15 protein-coding genes and 2 riboswitches are annotated in these 19,745 nt (G+C 37.4%); of the genes, 8 read left to right on the plus strand and 7 right to left on the minus strand.

Annotation, left to right across the window (positions count from 1 at the left end; genetic code table 11):
- Window positions 1-17: 17 nt before the first annotated feature.
- Complete coding sequence (locus tag ACQKIM_RS13225) at window positions 18-389, minus strand: nucleotide excision repair endonuclease (RefSeq protein WP_427544590.1); 372 nt, start codon at window positions 387-389, stop codon at window positions 18-20.
- A gap of 193 nt (window positions 390-582) precedes the next feature.
- Window positions 583-693: riboswitch (SAM riboswitch) on the plus strand.
- A 123-nt stretch (window positions 694-816) separates the two neighbouring features.
- On the opposite strand from ACQKIM_RS13225, the gene metA reads away from it, so the two are divergent.
- The 3 genes from metA to ACQKIM_RS13240 all read left to right on the plus strand — a co-directional run bounded on the left by metA (window position 817) and on the right by ACQKIM_RS13240 (window position 5,845).
- Window positions 817-1,752, plus strand: coding sequence for a homoserine O-acetyltransferase MetA (metA, locus tag ACQKIM_RS13230; RefSeq protein WP_427544592.1), 936 nt, complete (start codon window positions 817-819; stop codon window positions 1,750-1,752).
- A gap of 205 nt (window positions 1,753-1,957) precedes the next feature.
- On the plus strand, window positions 1,958-5,131 hold the full coding sequence (locus ACQKIM_RS13235; protein WP_427544595.1) for a bifunctional cytochrome P450/NADPH--P450 reductase: 3,174 nt from the start codon (window positions 1,958-1,960) through the stop codon (window positions 5,129-5,131).
- Window positions 5,132-5,290: 159 nt separating this feature from the next.
- Window positions 5,291-5,845 (plus strand): TetR/AcrR family transcriptional regulator, encoded by a 555-nt coding sequence (locus tag ACQKIM_RS13240; RefSeq protein ID WP_427544597.1) that lies wholly within the window; start codon window positions 5,291-5,293, stop codon window positions 5,843-5,845.
- 40 nt (window positions 5,846-5,885) lie between these two features.
- On the opposite strand, the gene ACQKIM_RS13245 is transcribed toward ACQKIM_RS13240, so the two are convergent.
- From ACQKIM_RS13245 to plsY, 6 genes are all read right to left on the minus strand, one after another.
- The gene (locus ACQKIM_RS13245; RefSeq protein ID WP_427544599.1) at window positions 5,886-7,190 is read right to left on the minus strand and encodes a GerAB/ArcD/ProY family transporter; all 1,305 of its coding nucleotides are present in this window, start codon (window positions 7,188-7,190) and stop codon (window positions 5,886-5,888) included.
- Window positions 7,191-7,210: 20 nt separating this feature from the next.
- Window positions 7,211-7,444, minus strand: a complete 234-nt coding sequence (locus tag ACQKIM_RS13250; protein ID WP_427544601.1) for a hypothetical protein — start codon at window positions 7,442-7,444, stop codon at window positions 7,211-7,213.
- Window positions 7,445-7,448: 4 nt separating this feature from the next.
- Window positions 7,449-8,651, minus strand: a complete 1,203-nt coding sequence (locus ACQKIM_RS13255; RefSeq protein ID WP_427544603.1) for a Ger(x)C family spore germination protein — start codon at window positions 8,649-8,651, stop codon at window positions 7,449-7,451.
- 14 nt (window positions 8,652-8,665) lie between these two features.
- Window positions 8,666-10,228, minus strand: coding sequence for a spore germination protein (locus ACQKIM_RS13260; RefSeq protein WP_427544605.1), 1,563 nt, complete (start codon window positions 10,226-10,228; stop codon window positions 8,666-8,668).
- Between the two features lie 146 nt (window positions 10,229-10,374).
- Entirely contained in the window at window positions 10,375-10,665 is a 291-nt protein-coding gene (locus ACQKIM_RS13265) for a HesB/YadR/YfhF family protein (RefSeq protein WP_427544607.1), read from the minus strand.
- Window positions 10,666-10,684: 19 nt separating this feature from the next.
- Window positions 10,685-11,287 carry a glycerol-3-phosphate 1-O-acyltransferase PlsY gene (gene plsY / locus ACQKIM_RS13270; RefSeq protein WP_427544609.1) on the minus strand — a complete coding sequence of 201 codons (603 nt, stop codon included), beginning with the start codon at window positions 11,285-11,287 and terminating at the stop codon, window positions 10,685-10,687.
- Window positions 11,288-12,069: 782 nt separating this feature from the next.
- Between plsY and parE the strand changes: the two genes are divergently transcribed.
- The 5 genes from parE to ACQKIM_RS13295 all read left to right on the plus strand — a co-directional run bounded on the left by parE (window position 12,070) and on the right by ACQKIM_RS13295 (window position 19,745).
- The gene (gene parE, locus ACQKIM_RS13275) at window positions 12,070-14,046 is read left to right on the plus strand and encodes a DNA topoisomerase IV subunit B (protein ID WP_427544611.1); all 1,977 of its coding nucleotides are present in this window, start codon (window positions 12,070-12,072) and stop codon (window positions 14,044-14,046) included.
- On the plus strand, window positions 14,043-16,481 hold the full coding sequence (gene parC, locus ACQKIM_RS13280) for a DNA topoisomerase IV subunit A (protein ID WP_427544613.1): 2,439 nt from the start codon (window positions 14,043-14,045) through the stop codon (window positions 16,479-16,481). The genes parE and parC overlap by 4 nt, the downstream gene beginning before the upstream one ends.
- A gap of 232 nt (window positions 16,482-16,713) precedes the next feature.
- Complete coding sequence (locus ACQKIM_RS13285) at window positions 16,714-17,247, plus strand: sigma-70 family RNA polymerase sigma factor (RefSeq protein WP_427544615.1); 534 nt, start codon at window positions 16,714-16,716, stop codon at window positions 17,245-17,247.
- Window positions 17,228-18,418, plus strand: a complete 1,191-nt coding sequence (locus ACQKIM_RS13290) for a hypothetical protein (RefSeq protein ID WP_427544617.1) — start codon at window positions 17,228-17,230, stop codon at window positions 18,416-18,418. Before ACQKIM_RS13285 ends, ACQKIM_RS13290 begins: the two co-directional genes overlap by 20 nt.
- A 59-nt stretch (window positions 18,419-18,477) precedes the next feature.
- Window positions 18,478-18,588, plus strand: a riboswitch (TPP riboswitch).
- Window positions 18,589-18,746: 158 nt separating this feature from the next.
- A complete protein-coding gene (locus ACQKIM_RS13295) occupies window positions 18,747-19,745 on the plus strand; it encodes an ABC transporter substrate-binding protein (protein WP_427544619.1) in 999 nt (332 codons plus the stop codon).

Raw genomic sequence — 19,745 nt, forward strand, 5'->3', positions numbered from 1 at the left:
GGCAAGCAGATTCTTTTTTAATAAAATACTTTATCAACATTATATCTAGAGCGGAAAACATTAATGGCATACGTTTCGTAAATTTCACGTTCCATTGGATCTTCTATTTCATAAACTTCAATTTTGAAAATTTCTTGACGATGATTTTTCATAGGTGATACATTGTCTTCAAAATGTTTTTTTATACGTTGACGAATTTTACGCGCTTTACCGACAAATAAAAGCTCATTTTTCTCATTGTAAAATAAGAAGATGCCACCTTTGTCTCGTGTGATTTTATGGAAGTCAATAAAACCATGGTATGGTGTAATTGGTACATCACCAGGCTTTAAATCTTGCTCACGCTGGCGAATCACTAAATCTGGTTTAGGAAATTCAATTTTAATCAAGCTATTCACGTTCCTCTCTGTTACTAAAGGTATATGTTAACATAATCACAGCATGTTTACCATAAAATTTCATATGTTGTTATGATGATTAGTGTTCATCAAAATTTAGCTAAACATGCATAGTAATGACAAAATATTCTATGTTTTATTGATATTCTTAATAGTTCATGTTACAATTCATTTTAATTAAATAATCTTATCAAGAGAAGCTGAGGGATTTGGCCCGATGACGCTTCAGCAACCTCTAACAAATGTTAGAAAGGTGCTAATTCCAGCAAAGGTTTTTTCCTTTGAGAGATAAGAGTGAACGTGGTGAAAATCCCCCTCATTCTATCTCGCATGGAATAAGGGGGATTTTTTAATTTCATAAAAAGTGTCATTGTAAACTTGATTTTGAAGAGGGAAATAAAAGAGAGGGGAATGCAAGATGCCAATTAATATTCCAAAAAACTTACCAGCTGGAGAACATTTACGAGAGGAAAAGATTTTCGTGATGGAAGAGGATCGTGCGAATACACAACAAATTCGTCCATTAAATATATTAATTTTCAACTTAATGCCTGAAAAAGAGAAAACAGAGCTGCAATTACTGCGCTTGCTAGGGAATACGCCACTGCAAGTCAATATTACATTTTTAAATACAGCAACACATGAATCAAAAAATGTTAGTAAATCACATTTACAGCTATTTTACACGACTTTCCAACAAATTCGTCATCGCCGCTTTGACGGAATGATTATTACAGGAGCACCTGTAGAGAAGATGGCTTTTGAAGAAGTGAATTACTGGCAGGAAATCTCACAAATTATGGATTGGTCTAAGAAAAACGTGACATCTATCCTACATATATGTTGGGGGGCACAGGCTGCTTTATATCATCATTATGGAATCGGGAAGGTTGAACTTCCAGCAAAATGCTCAGGTGTTTATTCGCATGTCATTACAGATTTAACAGTCGACTTAGTGCGTGGATTTAGTGATTTATTTACAGCACCACATTCTCGTTATACATCTGTTTCTATTGATGAAGTACGCAATCATCCTGATTTACGTTTACTGTCCTATTCAGAGGATGCAGGTGTATTTATTGTGCAGTCCAAGGATAATAAAAACATTATGATCACAGGTCATCTTGAGTATGATGCAACAACTTTAGCAGATGAATATAATCGAGATGTCGCAAAAGGGTTAGATATTACTGTACCGGTGAACTATTTCCCGAATGACGACCCAGCACATGAGCCAATTAATACATGGCGTGCCCATACCCATTTGCTATTCTCAAACTGGCTGAATTACTATGTTTATCAAGAAACACCATATGAATGGGATTTCGTTGATGAAATTGAATATCATATTTAGTTAAATTTAAATCCGCAAAAAGCCCAATGTCTCAACTTACTAGAGTGAGAGGTTGGGCTTTTGCTATTTCACTCTTTGTTCACAAATACTGCCATTTTTCCCTTGGATAATTTCTAAAAAGTTGAATTCTACTTAATGTTTGGTATATTATTTTATCAAATGATAGATTTAACTATCATTTTTATTTTACTGAAAGAAGGGATTCATGATGATAAGTGTAGAAGATGTTCCAAAACCAAAAACATTTGGTCCACTTGGCCATTTGCCCTTAATCGATAAAGAGCAGCCAACATTATCACTTTGTAAGCTTGCAGAAGAGTATGGGCCGATATATCGATTAGAAATCCCAGGTTATACTAGCTTAGTAATATCTGGTCATGAATTGGTAGCTGATGTTTGTGATGTTTCACGTTTTGATAAGCAGATTTATAGTGAGTTAGAAAATGTTCGTGCTTTTGGTGGTGATGGCTTATTTACAAGCAGAACAACTGAGCTGAACTGGCAAAAGGCACATAATATCCTACTTCCCACGTTTAGTAAACAGGCTATGAAGGATTATCATTCTATGATGACGGATATTGCTACACAGCTGATACAAAAATGGGAACGTTTGAATCCGATGGAGGAAATTGATGTCCCAGAGGATATGACACGGTTAACGCTAGATACCATTGGATTATGTGGCTTCAACTATCGTTTTAATAGCTTTTATAGAGAAACACATAGCCCTTTTATTATGAGTATGGTTCGTGCTTTAAATGAAGCCATGTTAAAAAGTTCCCGATTAAAGATACAAAATCTGATGATGGTTGGCACAAGGCGTCAATTTAACGAAGATATTGAAACAATGTTTTCATTAGTAGATAAAATTATTGAGGAGCGAAAGACAAGAGGTATGCAGGAGGAGATAGATTTACTAGGCAGAATGTTAAATGTAAAAGATCCTGACACAGGAGAAACGCTGAGCGATGAAAATATTCGCTATCAAATCATTACATTTTTGATAGCCGGACATGAAACAACAAGTGGATTGCTATCCTTTGCCCTCTATTTTTTAATTAAGCATCCTGAAGTGCTAGAAAAGGCTTATAAGGAAGTTGATCAAGTATTGACTGAAGAAACACCAACATATGAACAGATTTTACAGCTAAAGTACATTCGTCTAATTTTAAATGAATCATTACGTTTATGGCCAACAGCACCTGGCTTTGAGCTTTATGCTAAAGAGGATACTGTGATTGGCGACAAGTATTTGATTAAAAAAGGAGACAATATTAGTGTTCTTCTGCCGCAGCTTCATCGTGATAAAAATGCGTGGGGTGAAAATGTTGAACAATTTTATCCAGAGCGCTTTGAAGATCCTCAGAATATTCCTACACATGCCTTTAAACCGTTTGGAAATGGTCAGCGTGCCTGTATCGGCATGCAATTTGCCCTTCATGAGGCAACTTTGGTGTTAGCAATGATTTTACAGCGTTTTGAATTAATTGATTATGATAATTATCAATTAAAAATACAGCAAACTCTTACGATAAAGCCAGGTGATTTTAAAATTCGAGTAAAGCAGCGTAATCGAGTAATTAACCAGAAAACAACAGTAGCACCTCAGCGACTAGAAAAAATGCATACTTTACCAAAACTCAGTGTAGAGAATGCAAAAATGTCTTTGTTAATCCTCTATGGCTCTGATTTGGGAACAGCAGAAAGAGTTGCTAAACAGTTAGCAGACGAATCTATTTTGTATGGTATTCACAGTGAAGTAGCTTCGCTAGATGAGTATGCTGGAAAATTACCTAAAGAGGGCGCTGTATTGATTGTTTGCTCTTCTTATAATGGTCATCCTCCAAGAAATGCTCGAAAGTTTCTTGCATGGCTAGAGAATAGTAATGAGAATAGCCTACAAGGAGTAAATTATGCTGTGTTTGGCTGTGGAGATCGAAATTGGCATTATACGTATCAAAAGGTACCTCGAACGATAGATCAACAGCTTGCCATTAAAGGGGCTACAAGAATTTTGCTACATGGGGAAGCGGACGCAAGTGCAGATTTTGAAAAGCAATTGGAGCACTGGCGAGAGCAGCTGTGGCAGACTATGAAAGAGACATTTGATTTAACTATAGATGACAATATGCTACAGGAACAAGCTAAATTGTCTATTCAAGTTGTAAAAGGCTTAGAAACGGTACCACTTGCATTAAAACATGGCGCCTGCTATGCATCAATTATAAAAAATGAAGAGCTTCAATCAGCCAATAGTAAACGGAGTACACGTCATATTGAAATTGCATTGCCAAAGGGGCTTAGCTATCAGGAGGGGGATCATCTTGGAGTGGTACCTAAGAATAGCAGCAAGCTAATCCATCGAGTTCTTCGTCGATTTAAATTGAATGCAAATGATCAGCTACTCATTTCGTTTAATGGAAATGGATCACATCTTCCTACAGATGATTATCCGGTCAGCTTATACGAAGTGCTTGCGACAAGTGTTGAATTGCAGGAGACAGCTAGTCGTATACAAATACGAGAGCTAGCAGCGTATACAGAGTGTCCACCGCATAAACGTGAATTAGAGCAGCTATTACAGGAAGATATTTATAGGGAGCAGGTATTAAAAAAACGCTTATCTATGCTAGAGCTCCTTGAAATGTATGATGCCTGTGAATTACCGTTTGAAAAATTTATAGCTTTACTACCGCCTTTAAAGGTTAGATATTATTCCATTTCTAGTTCACCAATGGAAAATCCTGAACGACTTAGTATTACAGTAGGTGTCCTGCAGGAAGCAGCCTGGAGTGGGCGGGGGGACTATCATGGCGTAGCATCAAATTATTTGTCACAGTGTCAACCAGGTGAATCGCTGGTGATATTTATACGTTCAGCTGATTCAGGATTCCTGCTGCCAGAGGATGCGTCTACATCGATCATAATGGTTGGACCAGGAACTGGTATAGCACCATTTAGAGGCTTTTTACAGGCTCGTGCTGCGATGAAACAGCGAGGAATTTCACTTGGGCAAGCACATCTTTTCTTCGGCTGTAGAAATGATGCTGATTTTATTTATCGTGAGGAGCTTGAGCAGTTTGAAAAGGATGGGATTGTGACACTTCATACGGCATTTTCTCGTAAAGATGGAATACAGAAAGCTTATGTGCAGCAATTAATGGTGCCATATGCCTCAAATATTATCGAAATGTTAAATAATAATGGACGATTATATGTTTGTGGAGATGGTAATTACATGGCACCAGCTGTAGAGGCTATGTTGCAGTATGCCTATCAATCTGAAAAAGGAGTAGAGGAAAAGAAGGCAAAAGCCTGGTTAGAGCAGCATCAGTATAGAGGAAACTATGTTAAGGATGTCTGGGTCCAGAATGGGTAGTGATATTCTTTGTAATGCAAAATGTTTTATTTCCTTGTAAGAACAGCCTTCACGATGTGCAAGTAGGTTGAATTCCAGTGTCCTGTATTCTACAATTGTATCAATTGGTAGTAAACACTATCTAGTATTCACCTTATTTTTGGAAAGAAGTGAAGCATGATGAAAAACGTAAAAGAGGCCAGGCTTCATGCTATATTAGATGCAGCTACAGAGCTTCTAGTCGAAAAGCCGACTGCCTCCTTAACTGACATCGCTAACTATGCTGGCATTGGTATCGCTACATTGCATCGTTATATTGAAAGCAGGGAACAATTGATGTTGCAATTAGGTTTTAGAGCTGTTCAGGTTGTCAGTGATACCATGAATGAAATACCAGTTGATGAAGAAAAGCTGGAATCCTATATCCCGAAGCTTGTTGAGGCTTTAATTCCGTTAGGAGATAAAATTTATTTTCTTGCACATGAATGCTCCGTAAATTACAGTTCAGAACTTTTGGCTGCTGAAGATCAGCTTAAGGAGCCTATTAGACAGACGATTATCCAATTACAAAACCAAGGTTATTTACGTCAGGATATGAGTAGCGAATGGATGCTTAATGTCTTATATTCACTCCTATTTACTATGTGGCAGCAAGTGCAGGAGGGGAATATTGCCAAAAACTCAGCTGCATTGTTAATTGTTGAAACGTTATTCAACGGTATTAAAGCGAAATAATGATAAAATGATGACCTGATAAAATATAAGGTCATCATTTTTAATGTTCACTTTTACCTTGATCAGATTTTACAACATTTTCATTTTTAGTATGCGGCTTACTATCATTTTCACGTTTATTTTCATTTTGTGCCTCATTTTTAGAATCACTTTGCTTAACTCCCTCTGAATCATTATTGCTTTTATTCTCACTATAGTTCTGCGCATGATTTTTGCTTGTTGTTTGAACTTCACTGCTATTTTCACCCTGTGAATGCCCATCTATTTTGCGGATCATCGCAACGATCAGTAAGGTTAACGGCAAAATAATGGTGAATATAGCAGAAAATATTGGCCAAATTTCATTGTTGTAGACATTGGAATGAACGATATTAGGATGAACAATTTGTGAAAGACCAATCATTAATAAACCAAGTGGAAAAATAAGTGGACGATGATCCTGTATCTTACATATCTGCGCTATACCAATGACTGAGGCGTAAAAATACATGAACGTTCGAATATAAATAGATATAATCCACATGCCTGCCATAATAATCTCAATACGCTGTAAAAAATTACCGATAGAAATTCTTTGCGCCAATGCATAGCTAGGAAAGGTACGAGAGGCGGTATTGGAGGGACCTAGCACAAGAATACATAAGGTAATTAGTACAATTAAGACAATACCACCGATAATCGCTCCAATGTAAAATCCCTTTTGTGCAGACTTTTGAACATTTACGGCAGATGGGAAAAGCATTAACAGTACAACTAGTGGAAAAGAAAAAATACTCATAAATCGAATAATACTAAATAAAATTGATTTTTTAGGTGTCTCCAAGATTGGCTGTACATTATCGAAACTAATTTGAGGTGTTATACATACTGCAAAGATGATAAAAATCAAGATAAAAAAAGGGAATAGAATCTCTGCAGATCGTGCAAATACCTCAATGCCAAGAAAGGCAGCATACACTATGATGATACTAAACAGCAATGCAAATGCCATAGTAGGTGTTTCTGGCATCACTTCTGTTTTCATGAAAATACCAATAAAATATAATAGTTCACCTGAGGAAAGCAAGGTAAGAACTATAAAGCCGATTGCTGTAAATTTTCCGAAAATGCGACCAAGTATTTTTTCATTTGCCTCAATGAATGTAAGGGAAGGTGTGCGTTTTCCTAAAGAAATATATAGCTTTACTAAGAGAAAGCTTATTGCAACTCCGATAATTGCCGCAATCCATGCATCCTGCTTTGCTTCACTTGCTATATTAGCAGGAATAATTAATATGCCAGTTCCAATAGAAAAGAGAAGGGTAATGATCATAAATTGTCTTGAACTAATGATTTCTTTTTCCATTATGAGTAACCCCTTCTTCTTTATTTTGTAAGTGAAACAATTAGATCTTTGATTGGAGAAAAAATAAACGTGATAAAGTCAAGTGGACTTGGAATCTTAAGCTTTAATGCGACTCCAATATTTAATGCAGCAGCAAGTAATAAAAGAATTGAAAAAGTTATGATCGTTTTCGTTTCTTTCTTCTTATTTAATTTTGGGATAAAGGCAAAGGCAATTATAGACGAAATAACAAGAATAAATAGCGTCATTACCATGGCTTTACTCCTCCTTATTGGACTTGTGTAATAATGAGTTTTGCATTGTTCCTAATCCTTGTGTATTAACATGAACCTCAACGTTAATAGGAAGCTCAGGGAAAATTGTCTCCCAATCATTTTTTATTTTATTCCATTGTTTAGCATTTGAACGATGAAGTACTTCACTGAAGCCGAAAACATCCACTTGATAATTTTGCTGAACAGTTCTAATTGTCTTTTCAACTTGTTGTTTAATAACTTCCTCAGTTTTTTTATTTATATAATGAATGGATTTATTGCTAGAAAGCTTCATATTACATTCAACTTCTCCAACATTTTGTTCTACGTCTATATGCACATTTATCTGAGGAGAGCTCTTTTTAAATTGACCTTTTACTTTGGTAGTTGATTGGGTAATTTCGGTTGACAGAGTGCCTCCATTTGTGCAAGCGATAATTTCAATCGTGCTATCTATTTTGTCATTAATATAGCTAAGTCCTCTACTTTCATCTTCTGTTAAAAGTCCGATATATTTATCTTTTTTAAAGATAGCCAAACCAGCATACTTTAACAGTACTGGGGTCTTCACTCTTTTGACGTTTGTCTGATCCATTCCTAATTTTGGATCACCATGTATTTCAATAGCTGAAAGGATGGCACTTTTTTCATTATTGTTTAAAGTATTAACTAAATCATCAATATTGATGGAAATGGTGGAGCCCCAAACTTTTTCGGACACTCTCAAAGAATTTAGCATTTTGTTGGCTGGTACTTTTTCAATGGGTGTTAACACACTTAAAACGTCCTTAGCACTTGCCTGATGAGAGATGATGACATCAAAATCATTTCGGAATTCATGGTCTCTGGAAATTAAATCTAGTGCCTCGTTTATTCCCTCTTTCGCTAATTCCTCACCGATAACAACAATCCTAAGATGAGAAAAATAGGGTTTCCTAGCTGCTAACGTTGTCATTTTTCGAATAGCTTCAAAAACGGTTTCTCCTGTTGCGTGATAGGTAATCACAGGAGTGCGCCCAGTAGAAGGCTGTCTAGTAGAAATTTCACTAGGATCTACCACTTGAATGGATAACTCATATTCATCATCGACCTTATCAATTCCGAGTGCTAGGACAATTGCTAATTCATTTAGTTCACGCTTACTCCAGCAACCACTTAGTAGCAAAGGTAGGATTAGTAGGAAACAAATTAGGCTGAATTTTGACATATGCCATACCTCGTTTACACATTAGTGTTATTTCTTTTTTTCGTATCCGAATATTTACGTCCTCTAACGGTATTTTTTTGACTGACTAAGCGTGGTCTAGTCAATAAAGCTCTACGTGGAAATAATACTAACGCATCTTTTTGATCTTTTAAAATTAATGGCCCGAATGGACTGAAGTAGGGCACACCGAAAGATCGAATACTACATAAGTGTAGGATAATCATCATTATTCCAAACATAACACCAAATAAACCTAGCATTGCTGCTACAACCATTAATGGAAAGCGTAGAACTCGAATGGTGTTCGATAAGCCATAGGCAGGGAATAGGAAGCTACAAATCGCTGTTAATGCCACAATAATAACCATTACAGCTGATACAATTCCTGCTTCAACGGCAGCTTGACCAATGACTAGGGTCCCTACAATGGATACGGCAGGTCCAATGGTTCTTGGCATACGAAGACCCGCTTCTCGTAATACTTCAAATGCAATCTCCATAATAAGTGCTTCAACCACTGCGGGAAAAGGAATTCCTTCTCGTTGGGAAGCAATACTAATAAGCATAGCGGTTGGAAGCATTTCCTGATGAAAGGTGGTGATGGCAACATAAAGTGATGGTGCTACCAACGCAAGGCTTATTCCTAAAAATCTTAGTAAGCGAATAAGTGAACTGATGATCCAGTTCTGATAGTAATCCTCTGCAGATTGTAAAAAAGATGTAAATAAAGCAGGTACCACCAACACAAAGGGTGTACCATCCACTAAAATAGCAATTTTCCCATCTAACAATTCTCCAGCAATAACATCAGGCCGTTCAGAATTATAAATTGTTGGAAACATTGTGAATTTAGAATCTTGAATAAAATCTTCGATATAACCACTTTCTAATATGCCGTCAGTATTAATACGGTCTATACGTGTCAGAACCTCTGCCACTATTTTGTCATTCGCAATGCCATTTAAATACATAACGGCTACATCTGTTTGTGTTACCTCTCCAACCACACGAGATTTTATCCAAAGATTAGGGCTTTTAATTTTTCGGCGGATAAGGGCTGTGTTTGTGCGTAATGTTTCAGTAAAGGATTCCCTTGGTCCTCTAATCACAGATTCTGTTGTAGGCTCTGTAACCTCTCGATCTTTAGCACTTTTTGTACTTGTTACGATACCAGTGGTAACTCCATTTAATAAGATAACTGTATTACCATTCAAAATAGCAGTGTACAGTGCTGAGAAATGAGAAATATTATTTGCATCACCGACTGTCAAACAAGATTCTCTTATATACTGATAAATAGTTTCTATATCTGTATCTGAGCCATTTACTTCAACCATATCGAGCATGAGCTTATCAATAACAGTATCCGAAATGGTTGTTTTATCAGATAAGCCATCCATATAAACAATTGCGATTGTGTGTTTCTCAGCTTTTCCAATGGTAATTTCTCGTATAATCAGGTCATTACTATTTCCAAGTGTATTTCGAATCAATTTTACATTACTCGAAAGTGAACTAAATAGGAGTTCATCATTGGAATTTGGTTGGGAGGCATCTGTACTTTTTGAAACGGACATTTTCTTTCCTCCTCCAATCGTGCATTCACTACCTATAGAATGGACAAATATCAGGATAGATAAACAAAGATAGAAATTTATTCTATTTAGTTTGCGGCAAATGAAAAAGCCGTGTTCCCTTCGTATAAACGAAAGGAAACACGGCTTTATTTACGATAGTCATATTTTAATTCATCGTTTGTAGCATCAATATCTACATGTAGGTTGTGGCTATCAAAAAACCATAAATCTTTTTCATCAATATAGTAGGTAACGCCATCAATCACTGTTTTGACACCAATCTCGATTGGCTCCTCACGAGTCATACCAAGAGAAAAGCCTTCGTGAAATGGACTAGAACCTCCGTATCTTGCATAAAAACGAATGGTATCGCCTGTTTCTACTTCCATTTCTCGTTTAAACCAATGCAGGGCTTCATCTGTTAGTGCAATATTCATTAGAATGCTCCTCTCTTTGCTACAGCCATTTCACCTTTGGCTCGGTCCCATTTTTAATGCGGCCAATGTTTGCACGGTGACGATAAATAATAAAGGTGAATAAACATGCTACTAAAATGCTTAACGCAAAATCACCTGTAACAAAATAATAAACGATTGAATAAATAAGTGCTACTAAAGCGGCAATCATGGAAGTTAAACTTACAATTTTTGTGACTTTTAACGTTACAATAAATGTAATAAAAAGTAAGACAAATAAAGGCCATGAATATCCTAAGAGAACACCAGCTGATGTTGCTACAGCTTTTCCTCCGCGGAAATTTGCAAAGATAGGGAACATGTGACCAATAACCGCTATAAGTCCAAGAATTAATGAGTGTATGGAGACCTCAGAAAATATCGGCAATGCTACTAGCAATACAGCTGCTGTCCCTTTTAGAACATCCATAATGGTTACGACGATTCCTGCTTTTTTTCCTAAGATACGGAAGGTATTCGTGGCACCCAAATTACCACTACCATGTTCACGAATATCTGTTTTATAAAAAATTTTACCTATCCATAATCCAGAAGGTATAGAGCCAATTAGATAAGCACATAAAATAATAAGTCCATTTAACATAGCTGGACTCCTTTCATTGGTAATTCATCACTTGGTACTAATAGTTTGTAACAAGTATTTTACACTTTTTCTTGATAATCTACAATGTCAGGAAGGAGATTTCATGACGTTCCTTGAATTCAATACAAAAGATAACTATTTTTTCAAGGGTTTCGATATGTATATTGCACTGAGGTTAGGCTATTTGACACGAGCTTCCCATCATCAAGACAATCCTTTTCTAAAAATATAGGTAAAATGGCAATTTTGTCAATCATCCTTTCCTTTGGTAGAATAGAAGTCTATCTTAAATTTCATGGAAATGCTAGTATGAATCTTCAGTCAGACAGAAGATACCCATTTTGTTGTTAATCTACATATCCATTCCTATTAGGGTGGCTATTAAATGCTTCTGCATGAAGAATTGAAAACCTTCACGAGTTATCTTTGTTTTAGTTGAAAGTTTATAATCGGTTATTAGTCATTTGGTGTTTTACTTGATTCAGCAAATCTTTACTGTGCGACAGCAACTTATGTTTTTGTACCGAAAGCGGAGTGTCAGGTACAGATTACTTACATTTCTATAGATGAAGAGATGAATGAGTTATGCAACAAAAGCTTAAGTCCTTGCGTCAAGGGAATATGACAGCTTATGACAATGCAGATGATTACTTTTAAAAATGAGGAAGCTGTGGGGAATTAAAATTTTATTGGGCCTGTCGCTAGCTATTGACAGGAAATGCTATTATTATTAGGAAGAGAAGATAAATAGAACATCCGTTTGTTTTTTGGAGGGGAATTTTTTGACGAATAAGCAGTCACCAAGCGTCTATAATGATGACGCTATACAAGTATTAGAAGGATTAGAAGCGGTACGAAAGAGACCCGGCATGTATATCGGTTCTACAGATGGCCGTGGACTTCATCACCTCGTGTATGAAATCGTGGATAATGCGGTGGATGAAGCATTGGCTGGCTTTGGTTCTCATATTATTGTCAAGATTCATAAAGATCAGAGTATTAGCGTGCGTGACTTCGGTCGAGGAATGCCAACTGGTATGCATAAGATGGGGAAGCCAACACCTGAAATTATTTTTACGATTTTACATGCTGGCGGTAAATTTGGACAAGGCGGCTATAAAACGAGTGGTGGTTTACATGGCGTAGGTTCTTCTGTCGTTAATGCGTTATCAACATTTTTAGAAGTTACCATACACCGCGATGGGAAGAAATACTGCCAACGCTTTGAAAATGGTGGCCATCCAGCCACAACGCTTGAAGAAATCGGCAGTACGAAACAAAAAGGTACTCTAGTCCATTTTTTACCAGATGACAAGATTTTTTCTGTTACAAAATTCAATTATGATACACTTGCAGAACGTTTACGCGAGTCGGCATTTTTATTGAAGGGCTTAAAAATTGAGTTAATCGATGAACGCGAGGAAGGCAAAGGTGATGTGTTCTTTTATGAGAACGGCATTGAAGCTTTCGTTGCGTATTTGAATGAGGAAAAAGACGTTCTTCATCCTGTCAAATATGTGGAAGGGATCCAGGATGATATTGAAGTAGAATTTGCATTCCAGTATAACGATGGCTATTCAGAAACAATTCTGTCCTTTGTTAACAATGTTCGTACACGTGATGGCGGCACACATGAAACAGGCGCAAAAGCAGCATTAACTCGTGTGTTTAATGAATACGCAAGAAAAATTGGTCTGTTAAAAGATAAAGATAAAAACCTTGAAGGAACAGATATTCGAGAGGGTCTGGCAGCGATTGTGTCTGTACGTATTCCTGAGCATTTACTACAATTTGAGGGGCAAACAAAAGGCAAGCTAGGGACGAGTGAGGCTCGTTCTGCCGTAGATAGTGTGGTTTCTGAGCAAATTTTATATGTGCTTGAGGAAAATGCCGAGCTATCCGCATCCCTTGTGCGTAAAGCTATTCGTGCACAGCAAGTTCGTGAAGCGGCTCGTAAAGCACGGGAAGATGCACGTAATGGCAAGAAAAACAAAAAGGCCAGTACCATACTTTCTGGAAAATTAACACCCGCACAATCTCGCAATGCTGCGAAAAACGAGCTGTATTTAGTCGAAGGTGATTCTGCTGGGGGCTCCGCAAAGCAAGGGAGAGATCGTACATTCCAAGCCATATTACCATTGCGCGGTAAAGTCATTAATACGGAAAAGGCCAAGCTGCAGGACATCATGAAAAATGAGGAAATTTCAACGATTATTCATGCAATTGGAGCAGGGGTTGGCACAGATTTTTCTGTTGAGGATTCAGCCTATGATAAAGTCGTTATTATGACCGATGCCGATACGGATGGTGCACATATTCAAGTGTTGCTATTAACGTTTTTCTATCGTTACATGCGCCCATTAATTGAAGCAGGCAAAGTCTTTATTGCTTTACCACCATTGTATAAAGTTTCAAGGGGTACTGGTAAAAAAGAAGTGATTGAATATGCTTGGACTGAAAATGATTTACAAAAGGCCATCAAAAAAGTTGGAAAGGGTTACATATTGCAGCGTTATAAAGGTCTTGGTGAGATGAATGCAGACCAGCTGTGGGATACGACGATGAACCCTGAAACACGTACGTTAATTCGTGTAACGATTGAGGATGGTGCACGAGCTGAAAGACGTGTCACAACATTAATGGGCGATAAAGTTGAACCGCGTCGAAAATGGATCGAAGCCAATGTAAACTTCGGTATGGAGGATGATTCAAATATTTTAGACAATGAATTCATCCAACAAGAGGAGGACCAAGCATGAGTAGTACGGAAAAGTTTCAAGATTTACCTTTAGAAGAAGTGATGGGTGACCGTTTTGGTCGCTATAGTAAATATATTATTCAAGACCGCGCGTTGCCTGATGCACGTGACGGTCTTAAGCCTGTGCAGCGTCGTATACTATATGCAATGTTTTCTGAGGGGAATACACACGATAAACCATTTCGTAAATCCGCTAAAACGGTCGGAAATGTAATTGGTAACTATCATCCTCATGGTGATAGCTCAGTTTATGAAGCTATGGTGCGCATGAGTCAAGATTGGAAAGCGCGTCATATGCTGATTGAAATGCATGGCAATAACGGCTCTGTTGATGGTGATCCACCAGCAGCGATGCGTTATACAGAAGCAAGACTATCAGCTATTGCCGCAGAGATGCTACGTGATATTGGCAAGAAAACTGTTGAATTCGTACCAAACTTTGATGATCAGGATATGGAACCAACTGTGTTACCAGCACGCTTCCCAAATTTACTGGTGAATGGCTCGACAGGTATTTCAGCTGGCTATGCAACAGATATTCCTCCTCATGCTCTTGATGAGGTGATGGACGGTGTTCTAATGCGCTTAGAAAAGCCTCATTCAACGGTTGATGAGTTGATGACAGTTATTAAAGGTCCCGATTTCCCAACAGGTGGTATTATTCAAGGTGTTGATGGTATTAAAAAAGCTTATGAAACAGGCCGTGGTAAAATCATTGTCCGTGCGCAAGCTGTTGTGGAACCTATTAAAGGCGGCAAAGAGCAGATCATCATTACGGAATTGCCATATGATGTTAATAAAGCGAATCTTGTGAAAAAAATAGATGAGCAACGCGTCGATAAGCGTCTAGAAGGTATTGCGGAAATTCGCGATGAATCGGACCGTACAGGCTTACGTGTGGTCATTGAGCTGAAAAAAGATGTACCAGGGCATGGTATTTTAAATTATTTATTTAAAACTACGGATTTACAAGTAGCTTATAATTTTAATATGATTGCCATTCATAATCGTCGTCCAACGATGATGACATTACCTTTATTACTTGATGCGTATATTGCCCATCAAAAAGAGGTCGTTACAAACCGTTCGATTTTTGATCTACAAAAGGCTAAGGATCGTTCGCATATCGTTGACGGCTTAATTAAGGCATTGTCTATTTTAGATGAAGTGATTGCTACGATCCGTTCTTCTAATGATAAAAAAGATGCGAAACTAAATCTACAAACTAAGTTTGACTTTACAGAGGTGCAATCTGAGGCAATTGTTAGTTTGCAATTATACCGTTTAACGAACACAGACATTACAGAGCTTCGCCAAGAACAGGATGAATTAAATAAATTGATTGCCAAGCTAGAAGGCATTCTTAATAGTGAAGCAAAGCTTATCCGCGTCATAAAACAGGAGTTACTTGATATTAAAAAACGCTTTACAGAGCCACGTCGTTCGAAAATTGAACAAGAAATTGAAGAAATCAAAATTACATTAGATGTCCTTGTACCAAGTGAAGAGGTTGTCGTTACTGTAACCAAGGATGGTTATATTAAACGTACATCTACACGTTCTCATGCAGCCTCAAATGGTCAGGATATTGCGATGAAGGATTCGGATTATTTATTGTATGAAGAAAACTTAAATACACAGCATCATCTGTTGCTGTTCACAAATCGAGGCAATTATATTTACCAGCCTGTTCATGAGCTCCCAGATATTCGCTGGAAGGATCTCGGTCAGCATATATCGAGTATTGTGCCAACTGGAGAGGATGAATCTATTATTGCGGTCTATGGTTTCGAGACATTTGAACAAGCAAATACCTATATTTTAACGGCTACGAAAGATGGACAAATTAAACGATCTCCTTTGGCAGATTATGCAGTTACCCGTTATTCGAAGCCGATAAAAACAATGAATGTAAAAGCTGGCGATGAAATGATATTTGCAGATTTCGTTACGGATGACACTGAATTATTATTAACAACGGATACAGCCTATGCCATCCGTTTCCCAATGGAGGAGTTACCAGTAACTGGTGTGAAAACTGGTGGTGTCAAAGGGATTACCTTAAAAGATGGGGAAGCACTTGTTGGTGTCAATGTTTTACAGCCAAACGACACAGAATATGTTGTTATTGTAACGCAGCGAGGTGCTGTGAAGAAAATGAATGTAGCTGAAGTAGAGATGGCTAGTCGCGCGAAACGGGGCTTAAAGGTTTTAACTGAATTAAAAGCAAACCCTCATCGTATCGTTGCCGTTGTCAAAGCGACAGATGAGGAGCATGTTATCATTGAAACTGAAAAAGGTGTACAAGAGGTCGTAGATGTTCATGCATTAACCCGTGCAGATCGTCATTCAAATGGCTCGTTTAAAGTAGATATTGCAACTGACGGACAGATCTCACATGTATTAACAGCAAAAAAAGAACAAAATCCAAGCTAGATTAAAGCCTGTTCTCTTTATGAGAAGGACACTAAAAAAGTCGATTTGCCACAAAATGTGATGCAAATCGACTTTTTTTAGTTTTTCAGTGCCCTCCTTTATGAGTGCTGGTTTTTATATCGTTATTCAGCACCAGTTGAATAATGCCATTAATATAAAATTAATGGAAAAATGAAACCAATGAGCAGTGTGCTTTGTCTAACTTTACAAATTGATGAAGGGAGGGAATTGCTTGAAGAAACAACAACGAGATATACATTTACAGGAGGCTATGGATTTATACGGTCATTACTTACTTCGACTAGCTTATACATATGTAAAAAGTAAAGAAAGGGCAGAGGATATTGTGCAGGAAGTGTTCATCTGCTATTACATTCATATGGAGCAATTTGAAGGGCGTTCTAGTGTCAAAACTTACTTATACCGTATGGTCGTCAACGAGTGTCATAATTACTTTAAAAGCTGGGCATATAGGAAAACAGAGTTAACTAGACTTTTTAAAAAGCAGGAAGCCTCTATTTCAGTGGAATCTCAAATTTTAAAGCAGGAGGAAATGGATGTTATTGCTCACAGTATTACTACATTAGAAACGAAATATCGAGAGGTTCTTTGGCTTTATTACTATGATGAACTATCTATCACCGATATCGCATCCATTTTACAATGTTCAATCAATACAGTGAAAACAAGGCTAGCAAGAGGGAGAAAACGAGTAGGTATCCAATTAGAAAAGGAGGGGTTTTATAATGGAAATGAATTTACGTAATCGATTAAAGGCTACTATACCAGATCAATTAGCATTAACTCCCCAAAAAAAAGAAGAGATATTAGAGGCTGCTCATGTTAGATTTGAGCAACAGCAAATCCCTGTAAAAAAACATATGTGGAAACCTGTAGCAGTAGGAATTTCAGCTTTAGCACTTACGGCATTATTAAGTTATCCTTTTATAGATGGAATAAAGGAACAATTGACGATTTCGCAAATAACTGAGCAATCCTATGAAGAAATTAGTATCCCTGGTCGATCTGCTCATACATTATCTACAGCTGTCTTTGATGATGCAACGAACTCCTTTTATTATTACGAAGGCAGTACCATTTACTCCTATGCACTCGATTCACATATTGAAAAAGTGGAAGTAACAAGTAAATTCCCTATTTCAAAAATGTTAGTAAATGAAGATTGGCTTGCTTGGATGGTTGATGATAGGAAATCTATGTTCGTAAAAAATAGAGTAACATTAGAGGTCAAAGGCTTTCCTACGGATACTTTTATGGATTTAGAAGATGATACGCTACTGACAGAAATATCTGATACAAGGACAGGTCATACCATTTATAGCTTAACAAATCTGCGTACAAATGAGGTAAAACAATTTAAACAAGCCTTTGATAATAGTGCAGTAAGCCAGCCAATTTATCAGGACAATCAATTGCTCCTACCAAGTGCCTTTAAAAAAGATGGAGTAGAAACGGTCCGCTTTACGCTCTATGATGTTCAAACGGAAAAAGAAAAACACTACGATTTACCTTTTAAACGCATACATGACATGTCAATGACTGACCATAAAATCTATGCTTCTTTTAGAACTGGAGAAAGCTTTGAGGTAGGATATGTTGATTTAGAAGATGGCTCCTATCATAAACTTGATGGTAAAATTGCCCTTACTTTAACAGCCTATCAGAATAATCTTGCTCTTTACGAATGGATACCGAAGGAGGAACATTACCGCTTTAGATTCTATCAAGTCGAAGAAGATGGTTCATTAACACCACTTTACGCCTTTAAAGATGTTTCATTAGCTCTCTTAGTGCCACGTTATAATAAGGAAGGGACATTACAGGTATTTGGGCTAAATGAAAAGTATCTCACTGAGGATGGAATGCTTGAAGCGAGAGATGATGCGATTAAATTATTTTTACAGCGTTTTCATTAAAAAGAGCCTTGTTATTTACAGTGAGATATGGGTATAATAATCAACGAAAAGTTCATATGTAAAGAATGTAGGGGGGCTGGTAGTTGCCAGCTGAGATTGTGTCCGTTAGACGCTGACCCTTTGAACCTGATTTGGCTCGTACCAGCGTAGGGAACATCTATTCAAAAAAAGTAAGTTTTTGATATTGATTGCACAACGTCTGGGAGGATTCCTGGGCGTTTTTTTATGTTTTCTTTACATTAATTACAGATATTCTATGAATACGCTTTCTTCTGGTTAAAACATTCACTCATGAACACTTTCACACTATTTACTGGGAGGATTCAGCATGAAAAAATGGTTATTGGTTCTTATGGCTGCCCTTTTAACATTAGCTGGCTGTAGCGAAAAAAAGGATACCAACAAGGATGAACATGCATTAAAAAAGGTGTCCGTTGTACTCGATTGGACACCAAATACAAATCATACAGGGCTATATGTTGCTAAGAAATTAGGTTATTTTGAAGAGCAGGGCTTAGATGTTGATATTTTACAACCTGGTGACGCAGGAGCGGATCAGCTTGTGGCGTCTGGCAAGGCACAGTTTGGTATAAGCTATCAGGAGGGAATTACACAGGCTCGTGTACAGGATGTACCTCTAGTATCGATTGCGGCGATTATTCAGCATAATACTTCTGGCTTTGCCTCAATTGCCTCTAAAGGCATTACATCACCAAAGGAATTTGAAGGGAAAACGTATGGTGGCTGGGGAGCTCCTCTTGAGCAGGCCGTTCTACAATCATTAATGCAAACTGAAAATGCAGATATAAATAAATTAGATATTATTAATGCCGGCGATATCGATTTCTTTACAATGATGAAAAAAGATATTGATTTTGCATGGATTTATTATGCTTGGACTGGAATTGAAGCTGAGCTTCGTGGTGAAAAGCTGAACATGCTGTATTTAACAGATTATAGTGATCAACTGGATTATTATACACCCGTTCTAGCTACGAATGAAACAATGATTAAGGATGATCCAAAGACAGTTGAAGCATTTGTCGCTGCCGTGGCAAAGGGCTATGAATATGCGATCAGTAATCCAAGTGAGGCAGCAGATGTTTTACTTGAGGCAGTACCTGATTTAGATAAAGATCTTGTGCATAAAAGTCAGGAGTGGCTGGCAGATAAGTATCAGGATGACGCTGCTCAATGGGGCGAGCAAAAGTTAACTGTCTGGGAAAACTACGCGAAGTGGATGACTAGCAACAACGTTTTAGAGGGCGAATTTAACGCAGAACAAGCATTTACAAACGACTTTTTACCGAAAAAGGAGACAAAGTAA

The sequence above is a fragment of the Lysinibacillus sp. NPDC047702 genome (assembly GCF_050272555.1).
Taxonomy (GTDB): domain Bacteria; phylum Bacillota; class Bacilli; order Bacillales_A; family Planococcaceae; genus Lysinibacillus.